Origin of the sequence: Bacillus cereus group sp. RP32 (genome assembly GCF_040459735.1) — a bacterium.
Taxonomy (GTDB): domain Bacteria; phylum Bacillota; class Bacilli; order Bacillales; family Bacillaceae_G; genus Bacillus_A; species Bacillus_A wiedmannii.
Map to the genome: position 1 here is coordinate 88,630 of NZ_JARVHO010000001.1, position 24,749 is coordinate 113,378.

Consider the following 24,749-nt stretch of genomic DNA (forward strand, 5'->3'; position numbering starts at 1 on the left):
TTATTAGCTATCTATATTTACCAAGCTATAAGGGTAGTACCTACCCCTAAAGAAAATACCAATTACATGGCTAATTTTAGTAAGTTTATACTTGCGTTTACATCTCTATCATGATGGCTATTGCATTCAGGGCAAGTCCACTCTCTAAGGCTTAGATTCTTGACTTCCTTATTTTTATAACCACAGCAAGAACACAATTGGCTACTCGCATAATTCTTAGGTGCGATTATCAAATCGCGACCTTTCCATATTGCTTTATAGTCAAGATGCTCTCTGAATTTAGCCCAAGATACTTCACTGATTGCTTTTGCTAATTTGTGATTTTTTTGCATGTTCTTCACTTTCAAGTTCTCAATCACAATTACTTGGTTTTCGTTTGTGATTTCATTGCTTATCTTGTGAAGAAAATCATTGCGTTGATTCGCAATCTTCTCATGGAGTCTTGCAACTTGTAACCTGGCCTTGTTTCTATTGTTTGAACCTTTCTTTTTACGCGACAAAGAGCGCTGCAGAAGAGCTAATCTTCTTTCGGCTTTTCTCAACCATTTAGGGTTCTCATATTTCTTGCCATTAGACAATATTGCAAAGTCTTTTAGCCCAACATCAATACCAACTTTTGTATCAACTTTAGGAAACAATTGCTCATTTTCTTCTACTAAAATCGATACAAAGTATTTACCAGTAGGTGTTTGAGACACTGTAGTAGACTTAATTAATCCAAAGAATTGCCTGTGCTGTTTAATCTTTACCAAGGTCTTTAGTTTTGGCAGCTTAATATAGCCACTCTCAATGTAAACCGTGCCTTTTTGGTTATTTGTTGTATAACTACGATGGTTATCCTTTTTACTTTTGAATTTCGGGAATCCAACAGATTTATCACGAAAAAAGTTAGCGTATGCTTTATTCAAATTCATTTGAGCATTCGCCAATGCAAGACTATCAACTTCCTTTAGGAATGGAAATTCAGCCTTATATTGTGCAGGCGTGGGATATTTAACAGATTTATCAAGTTTATCCTGTGATTCTTGATAAGATTTGATTCTCGCTGCAAGCATCTTGTTGTTCTTTATTTGGATAGATACGATATTTGTATGATTTTAACATTGCCTACACTTCACTTTTCCCTTGATTTTCAATATATTTCTTTACTACATCCATCGGCGAACCACCCGTAGTAATCAAGCAAAAGCTTCTTGACCAAAACATTTCTTTCGAAAGTTTCTTTCTCACATGGGGAAAGTCTCTCTTGATTAGTCGAGAGCTTGCACTTTTATAAGCATTAATGAACTTTGTCATTTCTGTATTCGGATGTGCCTTGAATAAGATATGTACATGGTCTACATCATGATTCCATTAAATATGCTCCTGTGAAATGAAATGAATATATATAGTATCTTTTTGAGAGGTTGGCTTATTCAATATATTGAGGTCTCGTGAGAATTTGAAATGTATACAGGTAAACTATTTACTTAATTTTATATAGTAATCGAGGGTTTTAAAAGGTCTTTTTCAAATGAATATGGAATATATTTCTTTTGTTATGCATGTCAAATTCTTTGTGTTTAATTTAGAACATTCAGAAAAACTAATTGACATCAGGAAATTATTGCTATAAAATCAACGGTAATTGCATAGTCTTATCAAGAAAAGGTGGAGGGACAGGCCCGATGAAACCTTGGCAACAGCCGTATAACGGAATTGTGCCAAATCCTGCAGGTAATAAATCCTGAGAGATAAGAAAGAGCCTTTAGAGCGTGTTTTCAAACTGCTCCTTTCTTGTTTTCAGGAAAGGAGCAGTTTTTTATTTTGTATAAAAGAAAGGAGAATGAGAGATGGGAGAATCATGGGGAAAAGGAACAATTTGTGTGCAAGGTGGCTATACACCAAAGAATGGTGAACCGCGTGTTTTGCCACTTTATCAAAGTACAACGTATAAATACGATACTTCAGATGATTTAGCAGCGTTATTTAATTTAGAGGCAGAAGGATATATATATACGCGTATTGGAAATCCTACTTTAGCTGCATTTGAGCAAAAGTTAGCGGATTTAGAGGGTGGTGTAGGAGCTGTTGCAACGGCTTCTGGGCAGGCTGCTATTATGCTTGCTGTTTTAAATATTTGTAGTAGCGGAGACCACTTGCTTTGTTCTTCCACAGTTTATGGCGGAACGTTTAATTTATTTGGAGTGAGTTTGCGTAAGCTTGGTATTGACGTTACGTTCTTTAATCCGAATTTAAGTGCTGATGAAATTGTGGCCCTTGCTAATGATAAGACGAAACTTGTTTATGCAGAGTCTTTAGGAAATCCAGCGATGAACGTTTTAAATTTCAAAGAATTTTCAGATGCAGCGAAAGAGTTAGAAGTACCTTTTATCGTGGATAATACATTAGCAACTCCTTATTTATGCCAAGCATTCGAACATGGAGCAAATATTATCGTTCATTCTACGACGAAATATATTGATGGTCATGCAAGCTCTTTAGGCGGCATTGTCATTGACGGAGGGAACTTTGATTGGACAAATGGGAAATATCCTGAACTTGTTGAACCGGATCCAAGTTATCACGGCGTAAGTTACGTTCAAAATTTTGGTGCAGCAGCTTATATTGTGAAGGCGCGTGTTCAATTATTAAGAGACTACGGAAACTGTATGAGCCCATTCAATGCGTATATTAGCAATATCGGCTTAGAAACGCTGCATTTAAGAATGGAGCGTCATAGTGAAAATGCTCTCGCAGTTGCTAAGTGGCTTGCTAACCATGAACGTATTGAATGGGTGAATTATCCGGGATTAGATAGTAATGAAAATTACTCGTTAGCACAAACGTATTTGAAAAAAGGTGCTAGTGGTGTTTTAACATTCGGCATTAAGGGCGGATTAGAAGCAGCGAAAGAATTTATCGCAAATGTAAAACTAGCAACTCTCGTAACGCATGTAGCGGATGCACGAACTTGTGTTATACATCCTGCTAGCACAACGCATAGACAATTAAGTGCTGAAGATCAGCGTCTAGCTGGCGTTACATCAGATTTAATTCGTTTATCGGTTGGTATAGAAGATGTTTCTGATATTATTGCAGATTTAGAAGCAGCGCTAGTCGGAGGCAAAGAACATGCCGATCATAATTGATAGAGATTTACCAGCTCGCAAAGTGTTGCAGAAGGAAAATATTTTTGTAATGACGAAGGAGCGAGCAGAAACACAAGATATCCGGGCATTGAAAATTGCTATCTTAAATTTAATGCCTACAAAGCAAGAAACAGAAGCGCAATTACTTCGTTTAATTGGCAACACACCGTTGCAATTAGATGTTCACTTACTTCATATGGAATCACATTTGTCTCGCAATGTAGCGCAGGACCATTTAACGAGTTTCTATAAAACATTTCGTGATATTGAGAATGAGAAATTTGATGGACTTATTATTACAGGAGCACCAGTTGAAACTCTTTCTTTTGAAGAGGTAGATTATTGGGAAGAACTTAAACGTATTATGGAGTATTCAAAAAAGAATGTAACATCTACGCTTCATATTTGCTGGGGGGCACAGGCTGGCTTGTATCATCATTATGGTGTTCCAAAGTATCCTCTTAAGGAAAAAATGTTCGGTGTATTTGAACATGAAGTTCGTGAGCAACATGTGAAATTGTTACAAGGGTTTGATGAATTGTTTTTTGCCCCGCATTCTCGTCATACAGAAGTACGAGAGAGTGATATTAGAGAGGTGACAGACTTAACATTATTAGCAAATTCTGAGGAAGCAGGTGTTCACCTTGTCATTGGGCAAGAAGGAAGGCAAGTGTTTGCGCTCGGGCATAGTGAATATAGTTGTGATACGTTAAAGCAAGAATACGAACGGGATCGTGACAAAGGGTTAAATATTGATGTGCCGAAAAATTATTTTAAGCATAATAATCCAGATGAGAAACCACTTGTAAGGTGGAGAAGCCATGGGAATCTATTATTCTCTAATTGGCTGAATTATTACGTGTATCAAGAAACCCCTTATGTATTATAAAAAAAGATTGTGTAACACGTGGAAACGTTTTCTTTGCAAAGTTTAACTTATATTTTTCCGAATGTTCAAAAAACATTGTTTTTCAGATTTTTTACTCATATAATTTCATCTAAACACAATTTTTGAGGGGTGGACAGTATTATGAAAGAAATTCAAGTTGGTTTATTAGGTCTTGGGACAGTTGGTAGCGGTGTAGTTCGTATCATTACAGATCATCAAGAGCGACTTATCCACCAAGTAGGTTGTCCTGTAAAAGTAACGAAAGTACTAGTACAAAATATTGAAAAAGAGAGAGAAGTAGAGGTAACTTCTACTCTATTAACACAAGATGCAAATGAAATTTTAGATAATCCAAATATTGACGTTGTCATCGAAGTGATGGGTGGCATTGATGATGCAAAAGCATATATTTTGCAAGCCTTACAGAGCGGAAAGCATGTTGTGACTGCCAATAAAGATTTAATGGCGTTACATGGGGCAGAACTCTTAGCGGTAGCAAAAGATAATAAAGCAGATTTGTTTTATGAAGCAAGTGTAGCCGGAGGGATTCCGATTTTACGAAGTATCGTAGAAGGACTTTCTTCAGATCTTATTACGAAAGTAATGGGAATTGTAAATGGAACGACAAATTTTATTTTGACGAAAATGTCAGATGAAGGGAGAGCATATAACGACGTGTTAAAAGAAGCCCAACAACTTGGATTTGCAGAAGCAGATCCAACATCAGATGTGGAAGGTTTAGATGCAGCGAGAAAAATGACGATTTTGGCTACCCTTGGTTTTTCTACAAATGTAGAGCTTGGAGATGTGAAGGTAAAAGGGATTACTTCTATTACAGAAGAAGATATTGAATACAGTAAGAGTTTAGGATACACGATTAAATTAATCGGTCTTGCGAAGCGAGATGGTGAAAAATTAGAGGTGACGGTTGAACCGACACTACTTCCAAATACACATCCTCTTGCGGCCGTACAAAACGAATATAACGCTGTATATGTGTATGGTGAAGCGGTCGGAGAAACGATGTTTTATGGACCAGGTGCAGGAAGTTTACCGACAGCAACAGCTGTTGTTTCAGATTTAGTAGCTGTAATGCAAAATATTAGATTAGGTGTAAACGGAAATAGTGCGGTATCCCCGCAGTATAAAAAAGTATTAAAAGAGCGAGACGAAATTGTTGTGAAGAAATTTTTAAGACTTCATGTAAAAGATGAAATTGGTGTATTTGCAAAAATTACTTCATTATTCTCTGAGCGTGGCGTTAGCTTTGAAAAGATTATTCAAATGCCGCTTGAAGAGAAAGGGAAGGCTGAAATTGTAATTGTGACGCATCGTGCGTCTCTTGCTGATTATGATTATATTCTACATACGTTGCAAGGGTATGAAGAAATAGATTGTTTGAAAGCAAATTACCGAATTGAAGGGGATGCTAAGTAGCATCTCGTATCATAAAACAGAAAGGGCCTATTAAGCAGCTTGCTTAATAGGCTCTTTTCTATTTAAAATCTTTGTACCAATTTGAATAAATGCTTGAATAATCCAGCCTGTTGTAAAAGATAAGATAATTGTTCCAAAATAGATAGGTCCATCTAATAAAAAGCTTAACGTTAAAAATAAGAACGCTAGCGAAATTTCGGTTCTTCTAAATGTCCATTTCTTTTTCTCAGCAACCGTTAAAACGAAAGCTTCTTGAGGTGCTGCGCAAAGATTTGTAGAGACGTAAAGACCAATACCGGCTCCAACGAATAGATTTCCGCAAATAAGTGTTATATATTTTGGAAGAGAACGGATAGCGTCCATAATAGTTGTAATGGAACCAATCCAATCAACAAAAAGAGAAATAAGAACCATCGTTACAATTGTACCAATCGTTATTTGTTTTTTATTCCAAAAGAGTACGATAAGGGTAAACGCAAAGTTAATCATGAAAATCCAAAAACCGATACTAATCCCGAAATTTTGATATAGTGCAATAAAGAAGGAATCATAAGGGCTAAGTCCAAAGGAAGTAATTGTCGTCATCATATTAATGCCGATGGCGAGAATGAGTAGACCGCCAATAAAAAATATATATTCTAATTTGAGTCGAAGCATAGTTGTATATCCTTTCAAAAAGTATTTGCTAGGAAAGGATATATTGTGGAAAGCTTACCAGGTCAAGGGAGAATTTTTTGCAGGGAAGGGGAAAATGAGATGACGAATATAAGGAAGATTGCTGAGCTTGCTGGGGTATCTGTTTCAACTGTTTCACGTGTACTAAATAATCACCCATATGTGAATGAACAGAAACGAAAAGAAATTTTAGCAATTATAGAAGAATTAAATTATACGCAAAATGTGAATGCAATTCATTTAGTGAAAGGAAAAACGAATGTCATTGGTGTTTTATTACCGCACGTAAATGATCAATATTATAGCGCTATTATAGAGGGAATATCAAAGGAAACAGCAAAGAATAATTATAATATGATGCTTTGTCAGACGAATTATAGTGAGGAAAGAGAATTAGAAATTTTAAATATGTTAAAAATGAAAAAGCTTGATGGAGTTATTATATGTTCGCGGGCAAATAGTAAGGAAAAGCTTGAAGAATATACGAAATTTGGCCCAATTGTTATGTGCGAAGAAATTGACTCGAATTTCATTTCGAGTGTGCATATTGATTACTATAAAGTGTTTTCGCGCGGGATGAAGGGCTTAATAGATGCGGGCCATACAAGTATTGGTTATTGCATTGGAAGAAGTAATAGTATTAATAGTCAGAGAAGAAAACAAGCATATGAAGATTCACTTCAAGCAATTGCTGTAACACCGATAGAGGCCTGGAAGTTTAAAGGCTGTTTTACAGTGGAAGATGGGCGTAATGTAATTAGGGAATGGGCCCATATGTCATTAAAACCAACAGCGTTTCTTGTATCTTGCAACCATATTGCGGCGGGAATGGTAACGGAAGCGAAAAAACAAGGCATTCGTATTCCAGAAGATATTACAATTATCGGTTGTGATGATCAAGATGTGGCAGATATTTTAGGCATTACGACGATTTCATATTGTAGTAAAAATGTTGGCGCAACGGCATTTGAATTATTATATGAAAAGATTAATGATGAGCAAATAGATGTAAAGCACGTAGAGTTATTACCAGAACTAGTACATAGAGAAACAACATACTAGATAAGGTGTGAAAATCGCTTTTCAAAATTGCGTTTGGTATAATTATGGACAATCTATGAGGGCTAAAAGGGGTTTTGATATGAGATCAAAAGTAGTAAAAGTAATTCTACTCATTACAATTGCATCTTTCTGTTTATTTGCATATGGCTTTGTTTCAGGTGTAAATGATGTATTAAATCCAGAAGCTTCAAATTTAATTAAAAAGACCGATGTAGTGGCAAAAGAGAAAAAGAAAACGGGAACGTTACAAATCGTTAGTTTAGGTGATTCATTAACACGCGGTGTTGGTGATAAAGAAGGAATTGGCTATATTGGACGGATGAAAGAAGATTTACAAAAAGATTATAAGCAAAAGGTTGCTTTAACGAATTTAGCTGTTAGTGGAGCGAAAATGCCTGACTTATTAAAACAAATGGAGAGTAGTGGCGCTCAATATTCAATTAAGCAAGCGGATGTAATCGTTTTAACGATTGGAGGAAATGATTTATTTCCAGGGTGGGAATCGCTTGGAAAGATAGATTTAGAAACATATCGTCCTGATACGGAAACATTCCAGAATGAAGCGAAGAAAATTATAGAAGAAATTCGTAAGTTAAATACAGATAGCCCTATTTTTTGGCTAGGTTTATATAATCCTTTTGAAGATGTAGAAGATTTAAAAGGGTCTTCAAACATTGTTGTAGACTGGAATGCATCTTTAGAAAAATTGGCGATAAATAATAAAAATGTGTATATTACACCGACATTTGATTTATTCCAAAACCGTGGGAAAGATTTATTATACTCCGATCATTTCCATCCAAATGAAATAGGATATACATATATGGCGGACCGATTAGTTCAAAATGTTGCGAGTAAATTAAAACTAGAACAAGGAGGGGTAAAATGACGACGATACTTTCCGTACGAGACGTGAAGAAGGTAATTGGAAAGAAGACAATTGTAGAGAATATTTCCTTTGATGTAAAACAAGGAGAAGTGTTTGGCTTCCTAGGACCGAATGGCGCCGGAAAAACGACTACCATTCGAATGTTAGTTGGATTGATTAAAGAAACAGAAGGTACGATTTCTATCGGCGGTTATTCTATTAAGGAAAATTTCAGAGAAGCGATGCGTCAAATTGGGAGTATCGTTGAAAACCCAGAACTGTACACATATTTAACGGGATGGGAAAATTTAAAACAATTTGCCCGTATGTTAGGCGGTATATCAGATGAACGTATTATCGAAATTGCTCAAATGGTTCATTTGGATGAAAGAATTCACGATAAGGTAAAAACATACTCACTCGGTATGAAACAGCGTCTTGGCATTGCGCAAGCGCTTCTTGGAAATCCAAAATTGCTCATATTAGATGAGCCAACAAACGGTTTAGACCCAGCTGGAATTAGAGAACTTAGGGAATTTATACATAAGCTTGTGAAAGAGGAAAATATGAGTGTGTTTATTTCTAGTCATTTGCTAAGCGAAGTACAAATGATATGTGATCGGGTTGCGATTATTCATAAAGGAAAAATGATAACAGTTGCCAAGGTTGAAGAGTTAATTAAAACAGCAAGTGATCGTGTAGAATGGATTGTTACACCGATTTCTAAGGCGAAAAATATGCTAGAAGATGCTGAGGAAGTAAGAGAAGTGAGTATAGAAGGTAATCGATTACTATGCCGCATGGATATTGTATCTATAAGTAGTTGGAATAAACGTTTTGTAGAAAACGAGATAGATGTGCATAGCGTTAAGGAGCTTGTATTTACGCTAGAAGATTTATTTATTGAACTCACAAGGGGTGAGCAGCATGCGTGAATTTGCGAATCTAGTCTTAAATGAATCGGAAAAAATTTATCGTAAGAAACGTATTTTTGTTGTCATGCTTATTTTAGCAATCTTGATCCCACTTTTCGTGTATGCGCAGTATCGTGAAGTAGAAACGACACAAAAAAGGCTCGGTACGACGGATTGGAAAGTTTCATTACAACAACAAATTGTTGATTCTCAAAACCGCTTGAACAATTCTAGACTACCAGAAGAATGGCGTGATTGGCTAAAGGTAAGAGTGGAGCAGCAACAATATTATTTAGATCATGATATTAACCCGATGGCACCGGGCGCACCCACTTTTGTAAGGGCGTTTATTGAGCAAGGAATTACATTGTTTATTCCGCTTCTCGTAATGATTGTCGCTATCGATATTGTTTCAGGAGAGCGAAGTGATGGAACGATGAAGATGCTACTTACACGGCCGATTCGGCGCTGGAAAATACTTCTTAGTAAGTACGTGACGATGTTATTTTTCATTTCACTCATACTGCTTCTTGTCGGTTTGTTTGCTTACATATTATCTGGGCTTGTATTTGGATACTCGGGATGGAATTTGCCTGTTTTAACTGGGTTTGTTATTGATAAGGAAACGTTAAATACGAATTTTGTACACCTTATTCCGCAGTGGCAATACGTCTTGATGGCGTATGGGTTAGCTTGGTTTGTTGCTATCGTTGTCGGAACTATATCATTTATGGTTTCTGTTTTAATTCGAAATACACCAGCCGGTATGGGCGTTATGTTAGCCGCATTAATCGCAGGTGGCATTTTAAGCTCGTTTGCAACATCTTGGGAGGGTGCGAAATATATTTTTAGTGTGAATTTATCATTAACAGATTATCTATCAGGAAAATTACCTGCATTACAAGGCTTATCGATGGGGTTCTCTTTAATGAATTTAACGGTATGGGCAGTTGTGTCCCTTATTATTTCGTTTGTAGTATTTACAAAACAGGATATGGTGAATTAATTGGACGGGAAGTGAAAGCATGAAAAATGTTTTAAAAAATGATTGGGAGCCATTATTGGCACCAGAATTTGAGAAAGAATATTATCGTAAGCTGGCTGATTTTTTGAAAGAAGAGTACAGTACACATGTTGTTTATCCAAGGATAGAGGATATTTTTAGCGCTCTAGAGTATACAAGTTATGAAAATACAAAGGTCGTTATTTTAGGGCAAGATCCATATCATGGACCGGATCAAGCACATGGTTTAAGCTTTTCAGTACAGCCTGGTATTAAAACACCGCCGTCCTTGCTAAATATGTATAAAGAACTTCGAGATGAATATGGCTATGAAATCCCGAATAACGGTTATTTAGTAAAGTGGGCAGAGCAAGGAGTTTTATTATTAAATACTGTACTAACAGTTCGACAAAGTGAAGCGAATTCTCATAAAGGGAAAGGATGGGAGCATTTCACAGATCGCGTAATTGAGCTATTAAATGAACGTGAAAAGCCAGTTATTTTCATATTGTGGGGACGTCATGCACAGGCGAAGAAAAAGTTAATTACGAATACGAAGCATCATATTATCGAGTCTGTACATCCGAGCCCATTATCGGCAAGACGTGGTTTCTTTGGTAGTAAGCCATACTCTAAAGTAAATACGATTTTAGCTAATATGGGCGAGAGAGAAATTGATTGGGAAATTCCAAATTTGTAAATAAAAAAGGTAGTTAACAGTCGTTAACTACCTTTTTGTTATTATTGTTGTTCGTTCTTTAATTTTGCATCTAGTACAAACGTACCGAATGGGATAACTGATGAAACAAATGCCCCAAGTGCCCATGCAATTGATTTGCGGTGTACGATTGTTACTTGAATTACCGCAAAGATGAATAGAATAAATAAAACACCATGAGCCATACCTGTAATTTTAACGGCTGTTGCAAATCCTGCAAAATATTTTAATGGCATTGCTACAAATAATAGTAATAGGAAAGAAATCCCCTCAATTAAGCCGATTGCTCTTAATCGTCCGATTGGTGTAGATAACATGAAGTAGCCTCCTTTAATGTATGCTTGTATATAGTAAATTTGTATTCTTTTTCAAAATAAAATAGTCTATTTTGTTCCATTATATACAAAAAGAAAGTTTACACTACGAGAATAGTGCAAAGTTCAAAATATAGTCACAAAAGCATGAGAATTTAAATAAAAACTTATTTGAAGTGTTTGACTTCAAATAAGTTTTGTGAGTGAAAATATTAAACAAGTGCTTCTTTTTTTAGTACGAACTTCTCTACAACTTTTGCAACGCCATCGTTCATATTTGTATCTGTTACGTAGTTTGCAATTTCTTTAATATCATCGGGTGCATTGCCCATTGCAACACCAAGACCGGCGAATTCGATCATTGCCTGATCGTTATAGCTATCGCCCATTGCGATAACTTCTTCGCGCTTAATGCCAAGTTTTTGAATCAGTTTGTTTAAGCTTGTTCCTTTTGTAACACCGGCTTCAGTAAATTCTAAGAAGAATGGTTTAGAACGCATAACACTTAATTGGCCTTCTAGTTGTTTTTGTAGTTTCTTTTCTACTACAACAAGTCGTTCAGCTTCTTTGTTCATTAATACTTTTACTACAGGCTCTTTAACAGCATTTTTAAAGTCATCTACTACAACAATTGGCATACCAGTAATATCGCCCTCAATTTCAGTATAAGGATTATTTTCTTCTGTTACGATATCATCGCCAATATAAGTATGAATCCATACATCTTCAGTCTTACTAATTTCAAATAGGTTGTGAACGATTTCAGGAGATAGCGTACTACTAAAGATTTCTTCGCTTGTTTTACAGTTAATAATTTTTGCGCCATTAAAAGATAGAATGAAACTACCGTATTCTTCTAAACGAAGTTCTTTCGCTACATTGCGCATACCAAACGTTGGACGTCCAGAAGCAAGTACAACTTTTACACCTTGCTCTTGTGCAGTCATTAGAGCCACTTTCGTACGAGGTGAAATGGTATGGTCGTCACGTAATAAAGTATCATCTAAGTCTAAAACAATCATTTTATAAGTCATATTGAAAATTCCTCTCTTTGTTGAAATAGAAATAAAGTTTTATGAAGATATTGGGGAATATATAGTAAGACATCGAACTTCTTTATGTGAAGCTAGGAGAAGTTCTGTATTTTTAGTATAAATTATCACGAGCACGTTGCCCATGATAATTTATACTGCTAATGCCAGATCGATGAGAGCTAATCATTAGTAAAGATGAATAGCTCTCATTGATTAAAGTTTAACTTTATCATTATCGTAACAACTCTAAAGATAGAGTGCAATAATGGAAGTTTTCCAATTTACGATGGTTGTTTTTCTGTAGAACGAGAAAATAGTATTTCTAGCAAAATTGCCATTACAGATCCAAGAACAAGACCGTTACTTAAAAACGATGCTAGAAACGGCGGGAGTGTAGAAAATGCTCCTGCTGGAACAAACATAACCCCGACTCCTGTAAAGATCGAAAGACCCGCTACTTTAAATAATCGTTCTTTATCCTGTACTGTTTCGTATTCGCGAAAGGCAAGACCAATCATGCTTGCAAATACAGGGTAAATGGCAGCATATCCGACTGCGACAGGTATCGCCGCAAAGAATGAAGTAATCTTTGGGAATATACTAACGAAAATAATAAAGCTTGACCCTAACATAAATGGGAGTCGTTTATAAATATTAGTCGTTGCGATAAATCCTGCTGATCCAGAAATCGCGACAGGTCCAATAGCTGAAAAAAGGCCTCCTAGCAATTGATTTATTCCTGTTATAATACCGGCTTGTTTGAAACGATCTGGTGCTGCATTCTTTTCATACTTAGAGACAATCCTTTGCACAACGCGAATACTTGCTAACATATTTGTTAGAAGTAATAGTGTAACGAAAACTACCGTAATTGCCATGTTCCATTCAATACGAGGCATTCCGAAAACAAATAGAGACGGAAAACGGATTATATCTGTCACAGGCGTTACTGGATTTGATAATCCGAAGCATGCGAATAATATCCAGCCGCAGACGATACTGAAAAGAACGGAATATTGTCCAATAATAGGTAGCTTCATGATGAAAAAGGATAGTAAAATAACAATGAGTGAAAGAATAAATACGTCAGCTTGTACCTCGGTATGTTGTCCGTCAAGACCGAACATTCCCTTTAAGAAGGACCCGCTAAGTTGCGCGACGAGAAGAAATAAATATGTTCCAATTACTGTCGGTGTAAAATAGCGCACTAGTTTATCGATGAGTCCAAAAACACTAAGAATAATACAAATGATACCACTTAATAGGAAGGCGTACTGAAGTACTTTAAGCGTTTCGTTGCTGGATCCAAATAATACGACACCTAAACTTGCATAAAGAGAGAAAATGCCCCACCAAAGGCCTGCAGGACCTTCTTGAATAGGAAGTTTATGCCCAAATATAGCTTGCAGTAGGCCGGCAAAGCCAAGAACAAATAATGTTCTTTGTACGAATGCAATAGCTTCAGCGCCATCGAGACCATAATTAGTTGCGACGCTAATTGGTACAATAAGGCTCCCAGCTAAAATAAATAGCGCCCATTGTAAGGCGGAAAGAAATGTTTTCATTATATCAACCTCTTTCATAGATTCCGTATCTAGTATATATGTATTTCATTTCCACTGGCAAAGATTGTAGATAGAGAAAAGAGTTGAAACACGATATGAATGCACGGAAGCAATTATGGATAGCAGTTATATGTATGACCTTTGTTGTAATTCTAGGAACGTTAGGATTTATGGCGATTGAAGAGATTAGTTTGTTTCAAGCATTTTGGATGACGATGATTACTGTATTAACTGTTGGGTACGGAGATGCCGTTCCTGTAACACAGGCAGGAAAAGTTTTTGCGCTTCTTATCATACCGGTTGGAGTCGGTATTGTTACGTATGCAATTGGTGTAGTGGCAGCTATGATTATTGAAGGAAATTTATTTCATGCAGTACGGAGGAAGAAGATGGATAAACAAATAGCACAGTTACAAAATCATATTATCGTATGTGGTTGTGGTAGAGTGGGGCTTCAAGTTGTACATGAATTGTAAGAAAAGAAAATTCCATTTGTCGTCGTGGATAAAGATGAAAGTATATTAGAGAAGGAAAAACTTTTGTATGTACACGGAGATGCAACGGAAGACCAAGTGTTACATCATGCGGGAATTTCAAAGGCAGCCGGTTTAGTTGCTATCGTAGCAAATGATGCTGAAAATGTATTTATTACATTAACGGCAAGAGGGCTAAACGATGCAATTAAAATTGTGGCAAGGGCGGAAAAACCGGAAACTGAAGACAAATTAAAGCGTGCTGGGGCAAATAAGGTGATTAATCCATCTAGCATGGCAGGAATTCATATTGCAAAAGGTATTGCGAATCCGCTAACAGTTCATTATATTGATACAGTACTATATGGCGTGGAACAGTCATTTGTAATTGAAGAAATTGCAGTCGGCAAAGGTTCTATTTTAGCTAGTAAATCGTTACTAGAGAGTGATGTGAGAAATCAATTTGATGTAACAATTTTAGCGATTTTGAGAAATGGGGATGTTATACATAATCCAACGGGGCAGGAAAAACTACGAGAACATGATATGATAATAGTGTTTGGTTCAGTAGAGAAGCTAGGACAATTTGAGAAAGAACTACAAAGTAAGAGGTGACAAGGAATGCAAATATCGAGCGATAAGATTTTAAATAAAATGGCGAATGAAATTGCAAAGGCAAAAAGCAGTGAAGGGCAACAATCAAAAGCGCATTTATTAGTTGTGCGAGCGTTATGTGATTTATTATTAGATGAACAAGCTGAGCCTTCTATGTATAGAGAACCTGAGATTCCATCACAAGTAATTGGATCTCAGCCTATGACGACAGTTCAACCAGTTATGCCGGTTTCTGGAGAACCTGTTTATATAAAAGAAGAAGGCGCAAACGGTAATTCTTTATTTGATTTTTAGAAGATAAATCGTTTGGCTTATATGAAAAAATTGCTTATGATAAAGGTAAAAAAAGGGGAATTAAGATGAAAATTTTCTTTTTACTAGGTTGTATTGCGGCAGGGCTATCTGTTGCGTTAGGGGCTTTTGGAGCACACGGTTTAGAAAATAAAGTTTCTGCAAAAATGTTAGAAGTTTGGAAAACAGGCGTTACATATCAAATGTTTCATGCCGGTGGACTATTCGTAGTTGCTTTATTGATGGATAAAATTCAATCATCACTTTTAACTACTGCTGGCTGGCTTATGGTAGCTGGAATTATTATGTTTTCAGGCAGTTTGTATGCATTAAGTACGACAGGTATTAAGTTCTTTGGCCCAATTACACCTCTTGGTGGCGTAGCGTTTATTGTGGCATGGATCTTAGTCGGAACCGCAGTTGTAAAAGGGTTATAAAAAACAAAAGCTGGCATATGCCAGCTTTTGTTTATGGTCTTGGAGCATAAGTTGCTTGTTGACTAGGTAAATACGTAATTTCTTCTGGGAATTCCACATAATCTAAGTAAATCATTAATAGTAAATAACGTTTCCCTGATTGGGGCTCACTAATTACAATATGATCACGACCAGCCGCTTCAATAATACCTGTATACGATTGTGTACCAAGTGAGCTACCACGTTCATAAGTCATTACAACGGTCGCTTGCTTGCCTTTGTTCAAGCGAAGAATATTTTCAATATACGACTGTTCTAATGGTAACATGCCTTGAGAAATGGCATATTGAGCTTGCGCAGCTTGTTGTTGCATCGCTTGCTGTTGTTGCTGTTGCTGTGGGGTCATTTGTTGCGGTTGTACGTAAGTACCAGATGGTTGATAAAAACCTGTTCCGTAATACGGGTTTTGTTGCTGTGCCATTCAAAAATCCCTCCTCATTATCAATCCTTAATAAACGCTAGGACAATCTTCGCCAGATGGCTGGAAGAAGCAGTGCTTTTTGAAGCGACCAGAGTTTTGTTGATTATACCAAGTTGATGGACAAGGACCTTCAGGTCTAAAAAACCATAAGGCAAAATTTGCAGGCCAAAAGCGTTGTCCCTGAATCGTTCGCCTTGCTAATGCGATATCTTGTTCTCTTGCACGCTGATAAAAATACCCTTTTTGCGTTGCCTCAAAGCCGCCAGGATTTTGATAAACCATTTGACGTAAATTACGTATTTTTTTAAAATCTAAACAATTTCCGCGGACACGATTTACCCCTACGTTTCCGACCATTAACATTCCTTGTTGTCCTTCTCCTTCGGCTTCAGCACGCATCAGTCTAGCTAATAACTTTACATCTTCTTCGTTATAAGCAATAACACCCATTATGTGTCACCTCTCTTTTTGGAATACCTTGTGGAAAGAGGTTTATTTCTAGATGAAGTGTGTAACGATTACTAGTTCATACGTATGAGAAAAAGGACTCAGATATGACAACCAAACGAAGTTTTACATGGAGAGAGGAAAATAAAAAAAGCTAGCGTGAGCTAGCTTTCCATCATTAAAATACTTTAGACCATAAGTTTGAGAAGAAATCTCCGATAGAGCGCATTGTTAATACGAACCAATTTGCCTTTTCAACTTCTTCTGTCGTTTTTGCAGTAACTTTCATTTTTTTATTTCCATCTAAAAATCCGTATTTATCAGTTGGTTCTAGAACGATGGTACCTACCTTTGCATCCTTTTTAACAGGAGCGACTAAATGTCCATCTTCAGCAAGAGATTTATCTACTTCAGTCCCAATTTTATAAGGATCTTTGCTACCTTTTTTCGCAATTACTGTTATTTCTTTTTCCGGTGTAACAGTCACTTGATCTTCTTTCCCTTTTACTACAGGGATTGTATTATTTTTATCTATTTTTAATTTTTGTTTCTCAAAGTTATTAAATCCGTATTCGATTAATTCACGAGATTCTGTGAAACGCTCGTCCATTGATTTTGTTTTAATAATTACTGAAATGAGGCGTAAGTCACCACGTTTTGCTGTAATGGTGAATCCGTATCCAGCGGTATCAGAACTACCAGTTTTTAAACCATCTGTTCCTTCATAGGAAAAAGCAGCACCTGGTAACATCCAGTTCCAGTTTTCCATACGAATTGGTTTCGGATGATTATCTGGGAAGTTTCTAAATCTTTGTTTTGTATCCTCTAGCATTTCTGGATACTTTGTAATTATTGTTTTTGAAAGCATACCCATATCGCGAGCTGACATGGAATTTTCTCCATTCGGATCCGTTCCCTCAGGGTGTTTTCCCTTTAAGTCAGCGTTATTTAACCCAGTAGCGTTTACAAATTTATATTTCTTTAACCCTAGTTTTTTTGCATGTTCATTTGCAAGATTTAAGAAGTTTTTCTCACTTCCTGCAAGAAGTTCTGCTAAGGCAATACTAGATCCGTTTGCAGAGAAGATAACGATAGAATGATATAATTCTCTTACAGTATATTGACGTCCCTTTTCAAATGGAACGTTAGAGAATTCATTATTACGTGAAACTTCATAAGCGTAATCAGAAATGTTTACCTTTGTATCCCAAGTGATTTTTCCTTCTTTAATTGCTTCTAATACAGCATAAACAACAATTAGTTTTGACATACTAGCTATAGCTAGTAATTCATCTGGATTTTGTTCATGCAGTATTTTTCCTGTATCTGCATCAAATAGAAGTGCAGCAGCTGCCTCAATGTGTATTTTTTCTTCCGCATGGGATGTTGTTACTCCTAAGGAAGAAATTGACAATAAAAACACTAGTAAAATAGACAAGATTTTCTTCATATAGATTATCACCTTCGCATCGTTATTAGCATGTAGCTCGTACCATTTTAGCATAAATTTGGATATAGAAAGGTTACAATTTTGTAAGGAATTTGAAAAGAATTTGTCGATTTTTGTTCAAATTTGCGGAGAAAAGAAGTTTTTTGAAGAGAAATATAGAGGGTAATAAAAAAAGGAACGAATTTCGTTCCTTTTTCACGATTTACCTCGCTATTTGCCGGGCAGTAAGATCCCTATCTCGAAATTCAGTGAAAGCAAAGAAGTTAGGAGGGGGATCAACTGCCCGTAAAAGCCCGATTGGTGAGGGCTGATAATGAGTGGGGGATGAACAAAACCCCCCACTCATTAAAGTTTCACTTTATATGTGTAAAAATTTCTCTACCTGTTCGTCTGGTAAAATGTTTCCAACGAAAAATGTTCCGAATTCACCATAACGAGCACTTACTTCATCGAAGCGCATTTCATATATAAGTTTTTTAAATTGAAGAACATCGTCAGCGAATAATGTTACGCCCCACTCAAAATCGTCGAATCCAACTGACCCTGAAATAACTTGGCGTACTTTCCCTGCGTACTGGCGACCGATTTTACTATGACTGTACATCATTTTTTTACGTTCTTCCATAGGAAGCATGTACCAGTTGTCATCACCTTGGCGACGCTTATCCATTGGGTAGAAGCAAATGTGATTTGCTTTTGGTAGTTCTGGATATAAGCGAGCTAAGATTTGTGGGTTTTGATATGGATCTTCATCAGCTGGAAGGTAGTTGCTTAGTTCAACAACAGATACGTAAGAGTATGCAGGAACCATATATTCAGCTAATGTTGTTTTATTCAATTCTGTCTCAATTTCATTTAACTCTTCCATTGTTGGACGTAAAATCATAAGCATAATATCAGCTTTTTGGCCAACAACAGTATACATTGCATGACTACCTTTTTTCGCGGTAGATACTTCGTTCCATTTTTCAACGACATTTAAAAATTCAGACACAGCTTGTCCGCGTTCGTCGCTAGATAATGTTTTCCATGCAGCCCAATCAATAGAACGTAAATCATGTAAACAATACCAGCCATCTAACGTTGTTGTTGCTTCACTCATTCTATTCACCTCAGTTAATGATAGTTTTACACGTTAACTATAGCATATATAGTTTTAAAATCATCAATATAAAACCTTAGCGCATAAAATTGTCACATTTAAATTTACTTGAAAATAGGAGAAGATAAGGCTTAAAGGGGATTTATTTCTAGGCTGAATTTTATGAAAATATAATCATTTTCATTTTATCTATTTTTTGGGAGCTATAAGTTTAAAATATAGAGGAAAAGCAGTATTCTTAAAGATAGAGTTTTTTAACATATGTAGGAGGGTTTATTCGTGAGCAACTTATTTACAACAGTAAAAGAAAAAGTTCAAGGAAAAGGCATTTCTATCGTACTTCCTGAAGGAACTGATGAAAGAATTTTAGGCGCTGCAGAGCGTTTAGCAAAAGAAGAGTTAGTACAACCAATTTTAGTTGGTAATAAAGAAGAAATTAGCGCAAAAGCTGCTAGCATGAATTTAACATTAGCAGGCGTTGATATTTATGACCCAGCTACATACGAAGAAATGGATGCAATGGTAGCATCTTTCGTTGAACGCCGTAAAGGTAAAGCAACTGAAGAAGACGCTCGCAAAATCCTTAAAGACGAAAACTACTTCGGTACAATGCTTGTATACATGGGTAAAGCACACGGTTTAGTAAGTGGTGCAGCTCACTCTACAGCTGATACAGTTCGTCCAGCACTTCAAATCATTAAAACAAAACCAGGCGTTACAAAAACTTCTGGCGTATTTATCATGGTACGTGAAGAAGAGAAATATGTATTCGCTGATTGTGCAATTAACATTGCACCAAACAGCCAAGATTTAGCTGAAATTGGTATCGAGAGTGCGAAAACTGCTGAACTATTCGGTATTGATCCACGCGTTGCTATGTTAAGCTTCTCTACAAAAGGTTCTGCGAAATCTCCAGAAACAGAAAAAGTTGTAGAAGCAACTCGTATTGCAAAAGAAATGGCTCCTGAATTAACTTTAGATGGAGAATTCCAATTCGATGCTGCATTCGTACCGTCTGTAGCTGAGAAAAAAGCTCCAGGTTCTACAATTAAAGGTGATGCTAACGTATTCGTATTCCCAAGCTTAGAAGCTGGTAATATTGGCTACAAAATCGCTCAACGTTTAGGTAACTTCGAAGCAGTAGGACCAATCTTACAAGGTTTAAATATGCCTGTAAATGATCTATCTCGCGGATGTAACGAAGAAGAAGTGTACAAGTTAGCTTTAATTACAGCAGCTCAAGCACTTTAATTCTATAATGAATCGAAATAAAGACCGTCGCTATTATAGCGACGGTCTTTATTTTTCTAAGCCAAGTGCTTTATTGTTACGATCAATAATACGTTGTAAATTCGTCTCATATAAAGGTATTTCATCTATTGTTAATTGAGATGGTGTTAACTTTGGAGCGAATTGCTGCAGTGTTTTTAAAAGGCGCAGCATTAAATCTTGTACTGTAATAGTTTCGCCAAGTAATTCTGAAAGTGAAGCCATCGTACTCGGTACAATTTCAGGATACGTAAAGCGTGTTTCTTCTCCTTGAATGGCTAGGTTGTAGAAATCACGAACGAGTGCGGCACGCTCAGAGCCACTTCCTGTAGCGCAGAGATAAATTTGGACAGCGACACCACCGCGAATACGGCGCTGTGAAATGCCAGCAAATTTTTGATTGCGAATACTTAAGTCATAGCTACCAGGACAGTAAGAACCAACAATTTCTTTTGCCTCGATTGTAACATCGTAATCGTTTAACATTTCCTTAATTAAATGCCACATTGTATCGTATCCAAGATCAATATCGATACCTTTTTCTGTCTCTTGGAATAAAAGTGATACGTTTAAAACACCTTCATCAAGTACGACTGCAAGTCCACCGGAATTACGAACGATAACATTGAAGTTGTTTTCTTGTAAAAAGGAAATACCTTCTTCCAAGTGTGGTAGGCGTGAATCTTGAATGCCAAGAACAATTGTATTGTGATGGACCCAAGAACGCATTGTTGCAGCTGATTGACCATTTCCAATGCTTGTGCACAGTGTGTCATCCATTGCGAATGACTGCAATGCATGGAATGTTGGTCCCAAACTAGACTGATCTACAATACGCCACTCTGGCTGAGATAAAATGGAACGGGAATTGCTCATATAACTAACCCCTTATCTTTAAAATGACAATCTCTATTATAGCAAAAAATGAAGAAGGGGGTTTTCTCGCATATAAAGGGAAAGTTTAAAGATGAAAGACTAAAAAAGGATGCATTACATGCATCCTTTCTATTCTGCAATTTTTTCTAAATTACCGTTTCGATCCATTCGGAAAGATGTTTGAGAACGTTCTTCGTCATCCATGACTGCCAACTTACGAGCTCGGTTCATAATATTCATAAGTGTTTCGTAATCTTCTTGTACAGTATGAGATTGTTTTTCTAATTTTTCTAGTTTCTTTTCTAGTTCTTCATTTCGAAGGATTTGTGCTCTAATCTCTTGTTTCAATCTCGTATTCTCGTTTTCAAGAGCTGTCACTTTTATATTTGAAGATCCGACTGTTTGTAAAAAATAAATAACATCTTGCATTGTCATAGAGCTTTTTGTAGCAGGAACGGTAGTTTCTTTATATGGGATAGCTTCTTTATATTGTACAATTGATTCCTCTTGTACGAATTCTTCATAATCAGTTATCGAATCTGAAGCTGGTGGTGTATAAAGTAAACGTTTTTTCGCTTGTTCACCGCTTGCAGCGCGCATTTTATCTTTACGATGTTTTTTTGCTAGTTGAAGAGCTTGTTCATAACTATAGCGAACAACAGCATTCCAACGGAAACCACAGGCAGCCGATGTACGATTTAATTGATCACCCACTTCTTCAAATGCATTTAATTGAGTACTTCCTTCTCGAACGTGACGAAGTACAGTTTCAGCAAGTAATAAATCATCCTCATCCGTCCAAGCATCTTGTCTTACTTTCATAGATTCAACTCCCTTTCTTTTTATGAACTTCCTATTTTTATAATGGGCAAAAAAATGAGCTTTTATACAAAGCTTTTAAAAATATGGTAGATTTCGATGAAAGGTATAAATTTTGCCAAGAATGACGTAAGCTTCTGTAGGAGAACATATAAATATGTAGCATTATATGAAGAAAGAGCTTTAAAGGGAAACTTGCAACGAGCTTCAAAGAGCGGTAAAATACCATTTAGTGTTTATTTTTAAATGTACTTGAGAAAAGTTTAAAATAGAGGAAGTGTTATATAATGGGGAACGAATTTCGTGTGTGTGATGATTGTCAGGCAACGAACGTTAAAACGTTGATTCCAAAGTTAAAAAAAGTAGATTCATGTGCAACAATTGAAGTTGCATGTCAGTCTTACTGTGGTCCTGGTCGTAAAAAATCATTCGCATTTGTAAATAATCGTCCAGTCGCGGCTCCAACAGAAGATGAATTAATTGTAAAAATTGAAGCAAAGTTAAATAAGTAAGAAAAAGAAGAGTGAACAGATTACTCTTCTTTTTTTATGCCCATACGAGGAATGAGTTATTCTACGAAAATACAATTGAGTAGATTAACCTTCAATGAAGGAGGGGCATCATCTATTCATTCTAATTTCAATTTATATAAATTTATATTTCAAAATAATGGTTGACAGTCTTTTGAAGCGATAGGTAGAATAGAAAGTGTGTGATTCTGATAATCATTATCAAGAAAAGGTCAATTAACCTAATTTTTTATTACTATTTGAGAATAAATTTCATTTCATTAAATATATGTTGTTGGTTAGGATGGTTGAGGTATGGAAGCGAGCGCAAGGAGTATAGAACAGCAAGATGTGAATGTTAAAGAGATTAAGAGCAGGCCGCTCGTTGCTTCTATTATTTTAGTAGCAGGTACAGTTTTGTTAGCTTTAAGCATGGCAGTTTCTATTTCGTTTGGTGCTGCAGATATTAGTTTAAAGACTGTATGGCAAGCTGTGTTTCAGTTTGACGGTTCTATTACACATCATAACGTAATTCAAGAACTTCGCATGCCTAGAGCAATAGGGGGCGTAGTTGCAGGTGCCTTTTTAGCAGTATCAGGGGCAATTATGCAAGGTATGACGCGAAATCCACTTGCTTCACCATCGTTAATGGGAATTACAGATGGAGCTGTATTTGGAATTGCAATTATGTATGCATTCTTCCCTAATTCACCTTATTTAATGTTCGTTATCGCATCTTTTATTGGGGCTGCGTTTGGAGCGAGCATTGTATATGGAATTGGGTCTTCTTCACCAGGTGGATTAACACCTGTGAAGTTAGCTTTAGCGGGTGCAGCAATTAGTGCTTTATTAGGGGCCATTTCATCTGGAATTGCGCTATATTTCAACCTTGCCCAAGAGGTGAGTATGTGGAATGCAGGCGGAGTTGCGGGAGTGAAATGGGAAAGTATTAATATGTTAGTACCAATTGGCCTTGTTTGTCTCTTTATTGCAATTATGATGTCGAGGTATATTACAATTTTAAGCTTCGGTGAAGAAATTGCGATTGGACTTGGTCAAAATACGACATTAATTAAATTTATCGGAACAGTACTTGTTCTTGTGTTAACAGGTTCTGCGGTTTCTATGGCAGGATCGGTTGGATTTGTTGGTCTTGTAATCCCGCACATGACTCGTTTCCTTGTAGGCTCAGACTATAGATGGGTTATTCCATGTTCTGCGGTCTTAGGTGGGCTGTTAATTGAATGTGCAGATATGTTATCTCGCGTTATTAATCCGCCGTTTGAAACGCCAATTGGAGCAATTACAGCGCTAATTGGGGTTCCATTCTTCCTCTACTTAGCACGTAACGAAGGGAGAGGGAAAATGTGAGGACAAGTGTCTTAACAAAAAAGAACGTTTCTGTTTTAACAATCTTAGTAGGATTAATCGTTACTGTATTTTTAGTAAGTTTAAATACAGGGACATTTAAAATACCGCCAATGGACGTATTAAAGTCATTGGTTGGACTCGGGGCTGAAGATCAGTCTGTTATTTTATTTGAATTCCGTATGCCGCGTATGGTCATTGCTATATTAGTTGGATCTGCTTTAGCGATGTCAGGTGCGATTTTGCAAGGGTTATCACGTAATCCACTTGCTGATCCAGGTATTATTGGTATTAACGCTGGAGCGGGGTTAACAGTCGTTATCTTCGTTTACTTTTTCTTCGGGAAAGTTGGAACTGGTACATTTTTATCTGTATTTATCCTTCCTTTCTTTGCGTTAGTTGGTGCGATATTAGCAGCGGTTATTATTTATTTACTAGCATGGAAAGACGGCGTTTCATCAACGAGATTAATACTTGTCGGTATCGCTGTTGCAGCCGGGTTTGGTGCTGTTAGTTTAATTTTTTCTATGAAGATGACATCTAACGATTTCCGTTTTGCTACGATTTGGTTAGCAGGAAGTCTATGGGGCACAGATTGGAAATTCGTACTAAGTGTACTTCCATGGATGGTTATTTTCTTGCCGCTTGCTATTAGTAAGGCTCACATATTAAACGTAATGAACCTAGGCGACTCCACAGCAGTTGGCCTTGGTGTAAATGTAGAAAAAGAAAGACGTAAATTATTATTTATTGCAGTTTGTTTAGCTGGTGCATCTGTTGCTGTTGCCGGAGGAATTGGTTTTATCGGTTTAATGGCTCCGCATTTAGCGAGGCGCCTTGTCGGTGGTAAACATCAAATTATGCTGCCTACCGCTGCACTAATAGGGACGTTTTTACTTTTATTCGCAGACGTAATTTCAAGAAGTGTGTTAACAACTTCAGAAATACCGGTCGGTCTCGTTATTTCTGTAATTGGTGCACCATATTTCATATACTTACTTATGAGGACAAAATAAAGGGAGG

General features: G+C 36.7%; 24 protein-coding genes, 3 pseudogenes and 1 riboswitch. Of the genes and pseudogenes, 15 read left to right on the top strand and 12 right to left on the bottom strand.

What is annotated here, in order from left to right; all coding sequences use genetic code 11:
- Nucleotides 1–62: 62 nt before the first annotated feature.
- Together tnpB and tnpA are read right to left on the bottom strand one after the other, a co-directional pair.
- A pseudogene (gene tnpB / locus QCI46_RS00425) lies at nt 63–1,104 on the bottom strand (IS200/IS605 family element RNA-guided endonuclease TnpB).
- A gap of 3 nt (nt 1,105–1,107) precedes the next feature.
- A pseudogene (tnpA, locus tag QCI46_RS00430) lies at nt 1,108–1,353 on the bottom strand (IS200/IS605 family transposase); the annotation flags it as partial.
- 281 nt (nt 1,354–1,634) lie between these two features.
- Nucleotides 1,635–1,740, top strand: a riboswitch (SAM riboswitch).
- 92 nt (nt 1,741–1,832) lie between these two features.
- Here tnpA and QCI46_RS00435 point away from each other — a divergent pair.
- The 3 genes from QCI46_RS00435 (at nt 1,833) to QCI46_RS00445 (ending at nt 5,457) form a co-directional block, all read left to right on the top strand.
- On the top strand, nt 1,833–3,131 hold the full coding sequence (locus QCI46_RS00435; RefSeq protein WP_000504750.1) for a bifunctional O-acetylhomoserine aminocarboxypropyltransferase/cysteine synthase: 1,299 nt from the start codon (nt 1,833–1,835) through the stop codon (nt 3,129–3,131).
- Nucleotides 3,115–4,020 (top strand): homoserine O-acetyltransferase MetA, encoded by a 906-nt coding sequence (gene metA, locus QCI46_RS00440; RefSeq protein ID WP_353839364.1) that lies wholly within the window; start codon nt 3,115–3,117, stop codon nt 4,018–4,020. Before QCI46_RS00435 ends, metA begins: the two co-directional genes overlap by 17 nt.
- A gap of 141 nt (nt 4,021–4,161) precedes the next feature.
- The gene (locus QCI46_RS00445; RefSeq protein WP_353839365.1) at nt 4,162–5,457 is read left to right on the top strand and encodes a homoserine dehydrogenase; all 1,296 of its coding nucleotides are present in this window, start codon (nt 4,162–4,164) and stop codon (nt 5,455–5,457) included.
- Nucleotides 5,458–5,487: 30 nt separating this feature from the next.
- On the opposite strand, the gene QCI46_RS00450 is transcribed toward QCI46_RS00445, so the two are convergent.
- Entirely contained in the window at nt 5,488–6,114 is a 627-nt protein-coding gene (locus QCI46_RS00450; protein WP_353839366.1) for a YczE/YyaS/YitT family protein, read from the bottom strand.
- Between the two features lie 99 nt (nt 6,115–6,213).
- Between QCI46_RS00450 and QCI46_RS00455 the strand changes: the two genes are divergently transcribed.
- The 5 genes from QCI46_RS00455 to QCI46_RS00475 are packed head-to-tail and all read left to right on the top strand — an operon-like array spanning nt 6,214 to nt 10,679.
- Nucleotides 6,214–7,194: a LacI family DNA-binding transcriptional regulator gene (locus tag QCI46_RS00455; protein WP_353839367.1), complete on the top strand. Its 981-nt coding sequence runs from the start codon at nt 6,214–6,216 to the stop codon at nt 7,192–7,194.
- A 7-nt stretch (nt 7,195–7,201) separates the two neighbouring features.
- A complete protein-coding gene (locus QCI46_RS00460; protein ID WP_353839368.1) occupies nt 7,202–8,083 on the top strand; it encodes an SGNH/GDSL hydrolase family protein in 882 nt (293 codons plus the stop codon).
- A complete protein-coding gene (locus tag QCI46_RS00465) occupies nt 8,080–8,997 on the top strand; it encodes an ABC transporter ATP-binding protein (RefSeq protein WP_088065055.1) in 918 nt (305 codons plus the stop codon). The genes QCI46_RS00460 and QCI46_RS00465 overlap by 4 nt, the downstream gene beginning before the upstream one ends.
- Nucleotides 8,990–9,982 (top strand): ABC transporter permease subunit, encoded by a 993-nt coding sequence (locus QCI46_RS00470; RefSeq protein ID WP_048542758.1) that lies wholly within the window; start codon nt 8,990–8,992, stop codon nt 9,980–9,982. Before QCI46_RS00465 ends, QCI46_RS00470 begins: the two co-directional genes overlap by 8 nt.
- A 19-nt stretch (nt 9,983–10,001) precedes the next feature.
- Nucleotides 10,002–10,679, top strand: a complete 678-nt coding sequence (locus tag QCI46_RS00475; RefSeq protein WP_353839369.1) for a uracil-DNA glycosylase — start codon at nt 10,002–10,004, stop codon at nt 10,677–10,679.
- A gap of 41 nt (nt 10,680–10,720) precedes the next feature.
- Here QCI46_RS00475 and QCI46_RS00480 read toward each other — a convergent pair whose 3' ends face one another.
- The 3 genes from QCI46_RS00480 to QCI46_RS00490 form a co-directional block, all read right to left on the bottom strand.
- Nucleotides 10,721–11,014 carry a DUF3817 domain-containing protein gene (locus QCI46_RS00480; protein ID WP_000953389.1) on the bottom strand — a complete coding sequence of 98 codons (294 nt, stop codon included), beginning with the start codon at nt 11,012–11,014 and terminating at the stop codon, nt 10,721–10,723.
- Nucleotides 11,015–11,223: 209 nt separating this feature from the next.
- Nucleotides 11,224–12,045 (bottom strand): Cof-type HAD-IIB family hydrolase, encoded by an 822-nt coding sequence (locus tag QCI46_RS00485; RefSeq protein WP_353839370.1) that lies wholly within the window; start codon nt 12,043–12,045, stop codon nt 11,224–11,226.
- 281 nt (nt 12,046–12,326) lie between these two features.
- On the bottom strand, nt 12,327–13,610 hold the full coding sequence (locus tag QCI46_RS00490; RefSeq protein ID WP_046955487.1) for a purine/pyrimidine permease: 1,284 nt from the start codon (nt 13,608–13,610) through the stop codon (nt 12,327–12,329).
- Between the two features lie 95 nt (nt 13,611–13,705).
- Between QCI46_RS00490 and QCI46_RS00495 the strand changes: the two are divergent.
- From QCI46_RS00495 to QCI46_RS00505, 3 genes and pseudogenes are all read left to right on the top strand, one after another.
- A pseudogene (locus tag QCI46_RS00495) lies at nt 13,706–14,698 on the top strand (potassium channel family protein).
- 6 nt (nt 14,699–14,704) lie between these two features.
- A complete protein-coding gene (locus QCI46_RS00500) occupies nt 14,705–14,992 on the top strand; it encodes a YwdI family protein (RefSeq protein WP_001167358.1) in 288 nt (95 codons plus the stop codon).
- Between the two features lie 65 nt (nt 14,993–15,057).
- Nucleotides 15,058–15,426 carry a DUF423 domain-containing protein gene (locus QCI46_RS00505; RefSeq protein ID WP_000688322.1) on the top strand — a complete coding sequence of 123 codons (369 nt, stop codon included), beginning with the start codon at nt 15,058–15,060 and terminating at the stop codon, nt 15,424–15,426.
- Nucleotides 15,427–15,457: 31 nt separating this feature from the next.
- Here QCI46_RS00505 and gerQ read toward each other — a convergent pair whose 3' ends face one another.
- From gerQ to hemQ, 4 genes are all read right to left on the bottom strand, one after another.
- A complete protein-coding gene (gene gerQ, locus QCI46_RS00510; RefSeq protein WP_101167373.1) occupies nt 15,458–15,886 on the bottom strand; it encodes a spore coat protein GerQ in 429 nt (142 codons plus the stop codon).
- A gap of 27 nt (nt 15,887–15,913) precedes the next feature.
- Nucleotides 15,914–16,336 (bottom strand): cell wall hydrolase CwlJ, encoded by a 423-nt coding sequence (gene cwlJ / locus QCI46_RS00515; protein WP_000538161.1) that lies wholly within the window; start codon nt 16,334–16,336, stop codon nt 15,914–15,916.
- Between the two features lie 175 nt (nt 16,337–16,511).
- Nucleotides 16,512–17,783, bottom strand: a complete 1,272-nt coding sequence (locus QCI46_RS00520) for a serine hydrolase (RefSeq protein ID WP_353839371.1) — start codon at nt 17,781–17,783, stop codon at nt 16,512–16,514.
- A 358-nt stretch (nt 17,784–18,141) separates the two neighbouring features.
- Nucleotides 18,142–18,885, bottom strand: coding sequence for a hydrogen peroxide-dependent heme synthase (hemQ, locus tag QCI46_RS00525; RefSeq protein WP_098094034.1), 744 nt, complete (start codon nt 18,883–18,885; stop codon nt 18,142–18,144).
- A 279-nt stretch (nt 18,886–19,164) separates the two neighbouring features.
- Between hemQ and pta the strand changes: the two genes are divergently transcribed.
- Complete coding sequence (gene pta / locus QCI46_RS00530; RefSeq protein WP_000067226.1) at nt 19,165–20,136, top strand: phosphate acetyltransferase; 972 nt, start codon at nt 19,165–19,167, stop codon at nt 20,134–20,136.
- A gap of 48 nt (nt 20,137–20,184) precedes the next feature.
- Here the strand turns inward: pta and lipL are convergent, their stop codons facing one another.
- Together lipL and QCI46_RS00540 are read right to left on the bottom strand one after the other, a co-directional pair.
- The gene (gene lipL, locus QCI46_RS00535) at nt 20,185–21,030 is read right to left on the bottom strand and encodes an octanoyl-[GcvH]:protein N-octanoyltransferase (protein WP_353839372.1); all 846 of its coding nucleotides are present in this window, start codon (nt 21,028–21,030) and stop codon (nt 20,185–20,187) included.
- 129 nt (nt 21,031–21,159) lie between these two features.
- Nucleotides 21,160–21,852, bottom strand: coding sequence for an RsfA family transcriptional regulator (locus QCI46_RS00540; RefSeq protein WP_087981931.1), 693 nt, complete (start codon nt 21,850–21,852; stop codon nt 21,160–21,162).
- Between the two features lie 284 nt (nt 21,853–22,136).
- Here QCI46_RS00540 and QCI46_RS00545 point away from each other — a divergent pair, with 284 nt between their 5' ends.
- The 3 genes from QCI46_RS00545 to QCI46_RS00555 all read left to right on the top strand — a co-directional run bounded on the left by QCI46_RS00545 (nt 22,137) and on the right by QCI46_RS00555 (nt 24,742).
- Complete coding sequence (locus QCI46_RS00545; RefSeq protein WP_000526075.1) at nt 22,137–22,361, top strand: YuzB family protein; 225 nt, start codon at nt 22,137–22,139, stop codon at nt 22,359–22,361.
- 312 nt (nt 22,362–22,673) lie between these two features.
- Nucleotides 22,674–23,729 carry a FecCD family ABC transporter permease gene (locus QCI46_RS00550; RefSeq protein WP_000388283.1) on the top strand — a complete coding sequence of 352 codons (1,056 nt, stop codon included), beginning with the start codon at nt 22,674–22,676 and terminating at the stop codon, nt 23,727–23,729.
- Complete coding sequence (locus QCI46_RS00555; RefSeq protein WP_001260777.1) at nt 23,726–24,742, top strand: FecCD family ABC transporter permease; 1,017 nt, start codon at nt 23,726–23,728, stop codon at nt 24,740–24,742. The genes QCI46_RS00550 and QCI46_RS00555 overlap by 4 nt, the downstream gene beginning before the upstream one ends.
- Nucleotides 24,743–24,749 lie beyond the last annotated feature (7 nt).

Bases quoted from the DNA above. Each gene is read 5' to 3' on its own strand.
- lipL (WP_353839372.1), bottom strand. From the start codon at position 21,030: ATGAGCAATTCCCGTTCCATTTTATCTCAGCCAGAGTGGCGTATTGTA.
- QCI46_RS00500 (WP_001167358.1), top strand. From the start codon at position 14,705: ATGCAAATATCGAGCGATAAGATTTTAAATAAAATGGCGAATGAAATT.
- QCI46_RS00455 (WP_353839367.1), top strand. From the start codon at position 6,214: ATGACGAATATAAGGAAGATTGCTGAGCTTGCTGGGGTATCTGTTTCA.
- QCI46_RS00445 (WP_353839365.1), top strand. From the start codon at position 4,162: ATGAAAGAAATTCAAGTTGGTTTATTAGGTCTTGGGACAGTTGGTAGC.
- QCI46_RS00550 (WP_000388283.1), top strand. From the start codon at position 22,674: ATGGAAGCGAGCGCAAGGAGTATAGAACAGCAAGATGTGAATGTTAAA.
- hemQ (WP_098094034.1), bottom strand. From the start codon at position 18,885: ATGAGTGAAGCAACAACAACGTTAGATGGCTGGTATTGTTTACATGAT.
- QCI46_RS00490 (WP_046955487.1), bottom strand. From the start codon at position 13,610: ATGAAAACATTTCTTTCCGCCTTACAATGGGCGCTATTTATTTTAGCT.
- QCI46_RS00540 (WP_087981931.1), bottom strand. From the start codon at position 21,852: ATGAAAGTAAGACAAGATGCTTGGACGGATGAGGATGATTTATTACTT.
- QCI46_RS00545 (WP_000526075.1), top strand. From the start codon at position 22,137: ATGGGGAACGAATTTCGTGTGTGTGATGATTGTCAGGCAACGAACGTT.
- QCI46_RS00505 (WP_000688322.1), top strand. From the start codon at position 15,058: ATGAAAATTTTCTTTTTACTAGGTTGTATTGCGGCAGGGCTATCTGTT.
- QCI46_RS00475 (WP_353839369.1), top strand. From the start codon at position 10,002: ATGAAAAATGTTTTAAAAAATGATTGGGAGCCATTATTGGCACCAGAA.
- QCI46_RS00480 (WP_000953389.1), bottom strand. From the start codon at position 11,014: ATGTTATCTACACCAATCGGACGATTAAGAGCAATCGGCTTAATTGAG.
- QCI46_RS00450 (WP_353839366.1), bottom strand. From the start codon at position 6,114: ATGCTTCGACTCAAATTAGAATATATATTTTTTATTGGCGGTCTACTC.
- metA (WP_353839364.1), top strand. From the start codon at position 3,115: ATGCCGATCATAATTGATAGAGATTTACCAGCTCGCAAAGTGTTGCAG.
- QCI46_RS00520 (WP_353839371.1), bottom strand. From the start codon at position 17,783: ATGAAGAAAATCTTGTCTATTTTACTAGTGTTTTTATTGTCAATTTCT.
- QCI46_RS00465 (WP_088065055.1), top strand. From the start codon at position 8,080: ATGACGACGATACTTTCCGTACGAGACGTGAAGAAGGTAATTGGAAAG.
- QCI46_RS00470 (WP_048542758.1), top strand. From the start codon at position 8,990: ATGCGTGAATTTGCGAATCTAGTCTTAAATGAATCGGAAAAAATTTAT.
- QCI46_RS00435 (WP_000504750.1), top strand. From the start codon at position 1,833: ATGGGAGAATCATGGGGAAAAGGAACAATTTGTGTGCAAGGTGGCTAT.
- QCI46_RS00485 (WP_353839370.1), bottom strand. From the start codon at position 12,045: ATGACTTATAAAATGATTGTTTTAGACTTAGATGATACTTTATTACGT.
- cwlJ (WP_000538161.1), bottom strand. From the start codon at position 16,336: ATGGGTGTTATTGCTTATAACGAAGAAGATGTAAAGTTATTAGCTAGA.
- gerQ (WP_101167373.1), bottom strand. From the start codon at position 15,886: ATGGCACAGCAACAAAACCCGTATTACGGAACAGGTTTTTATCAACCA.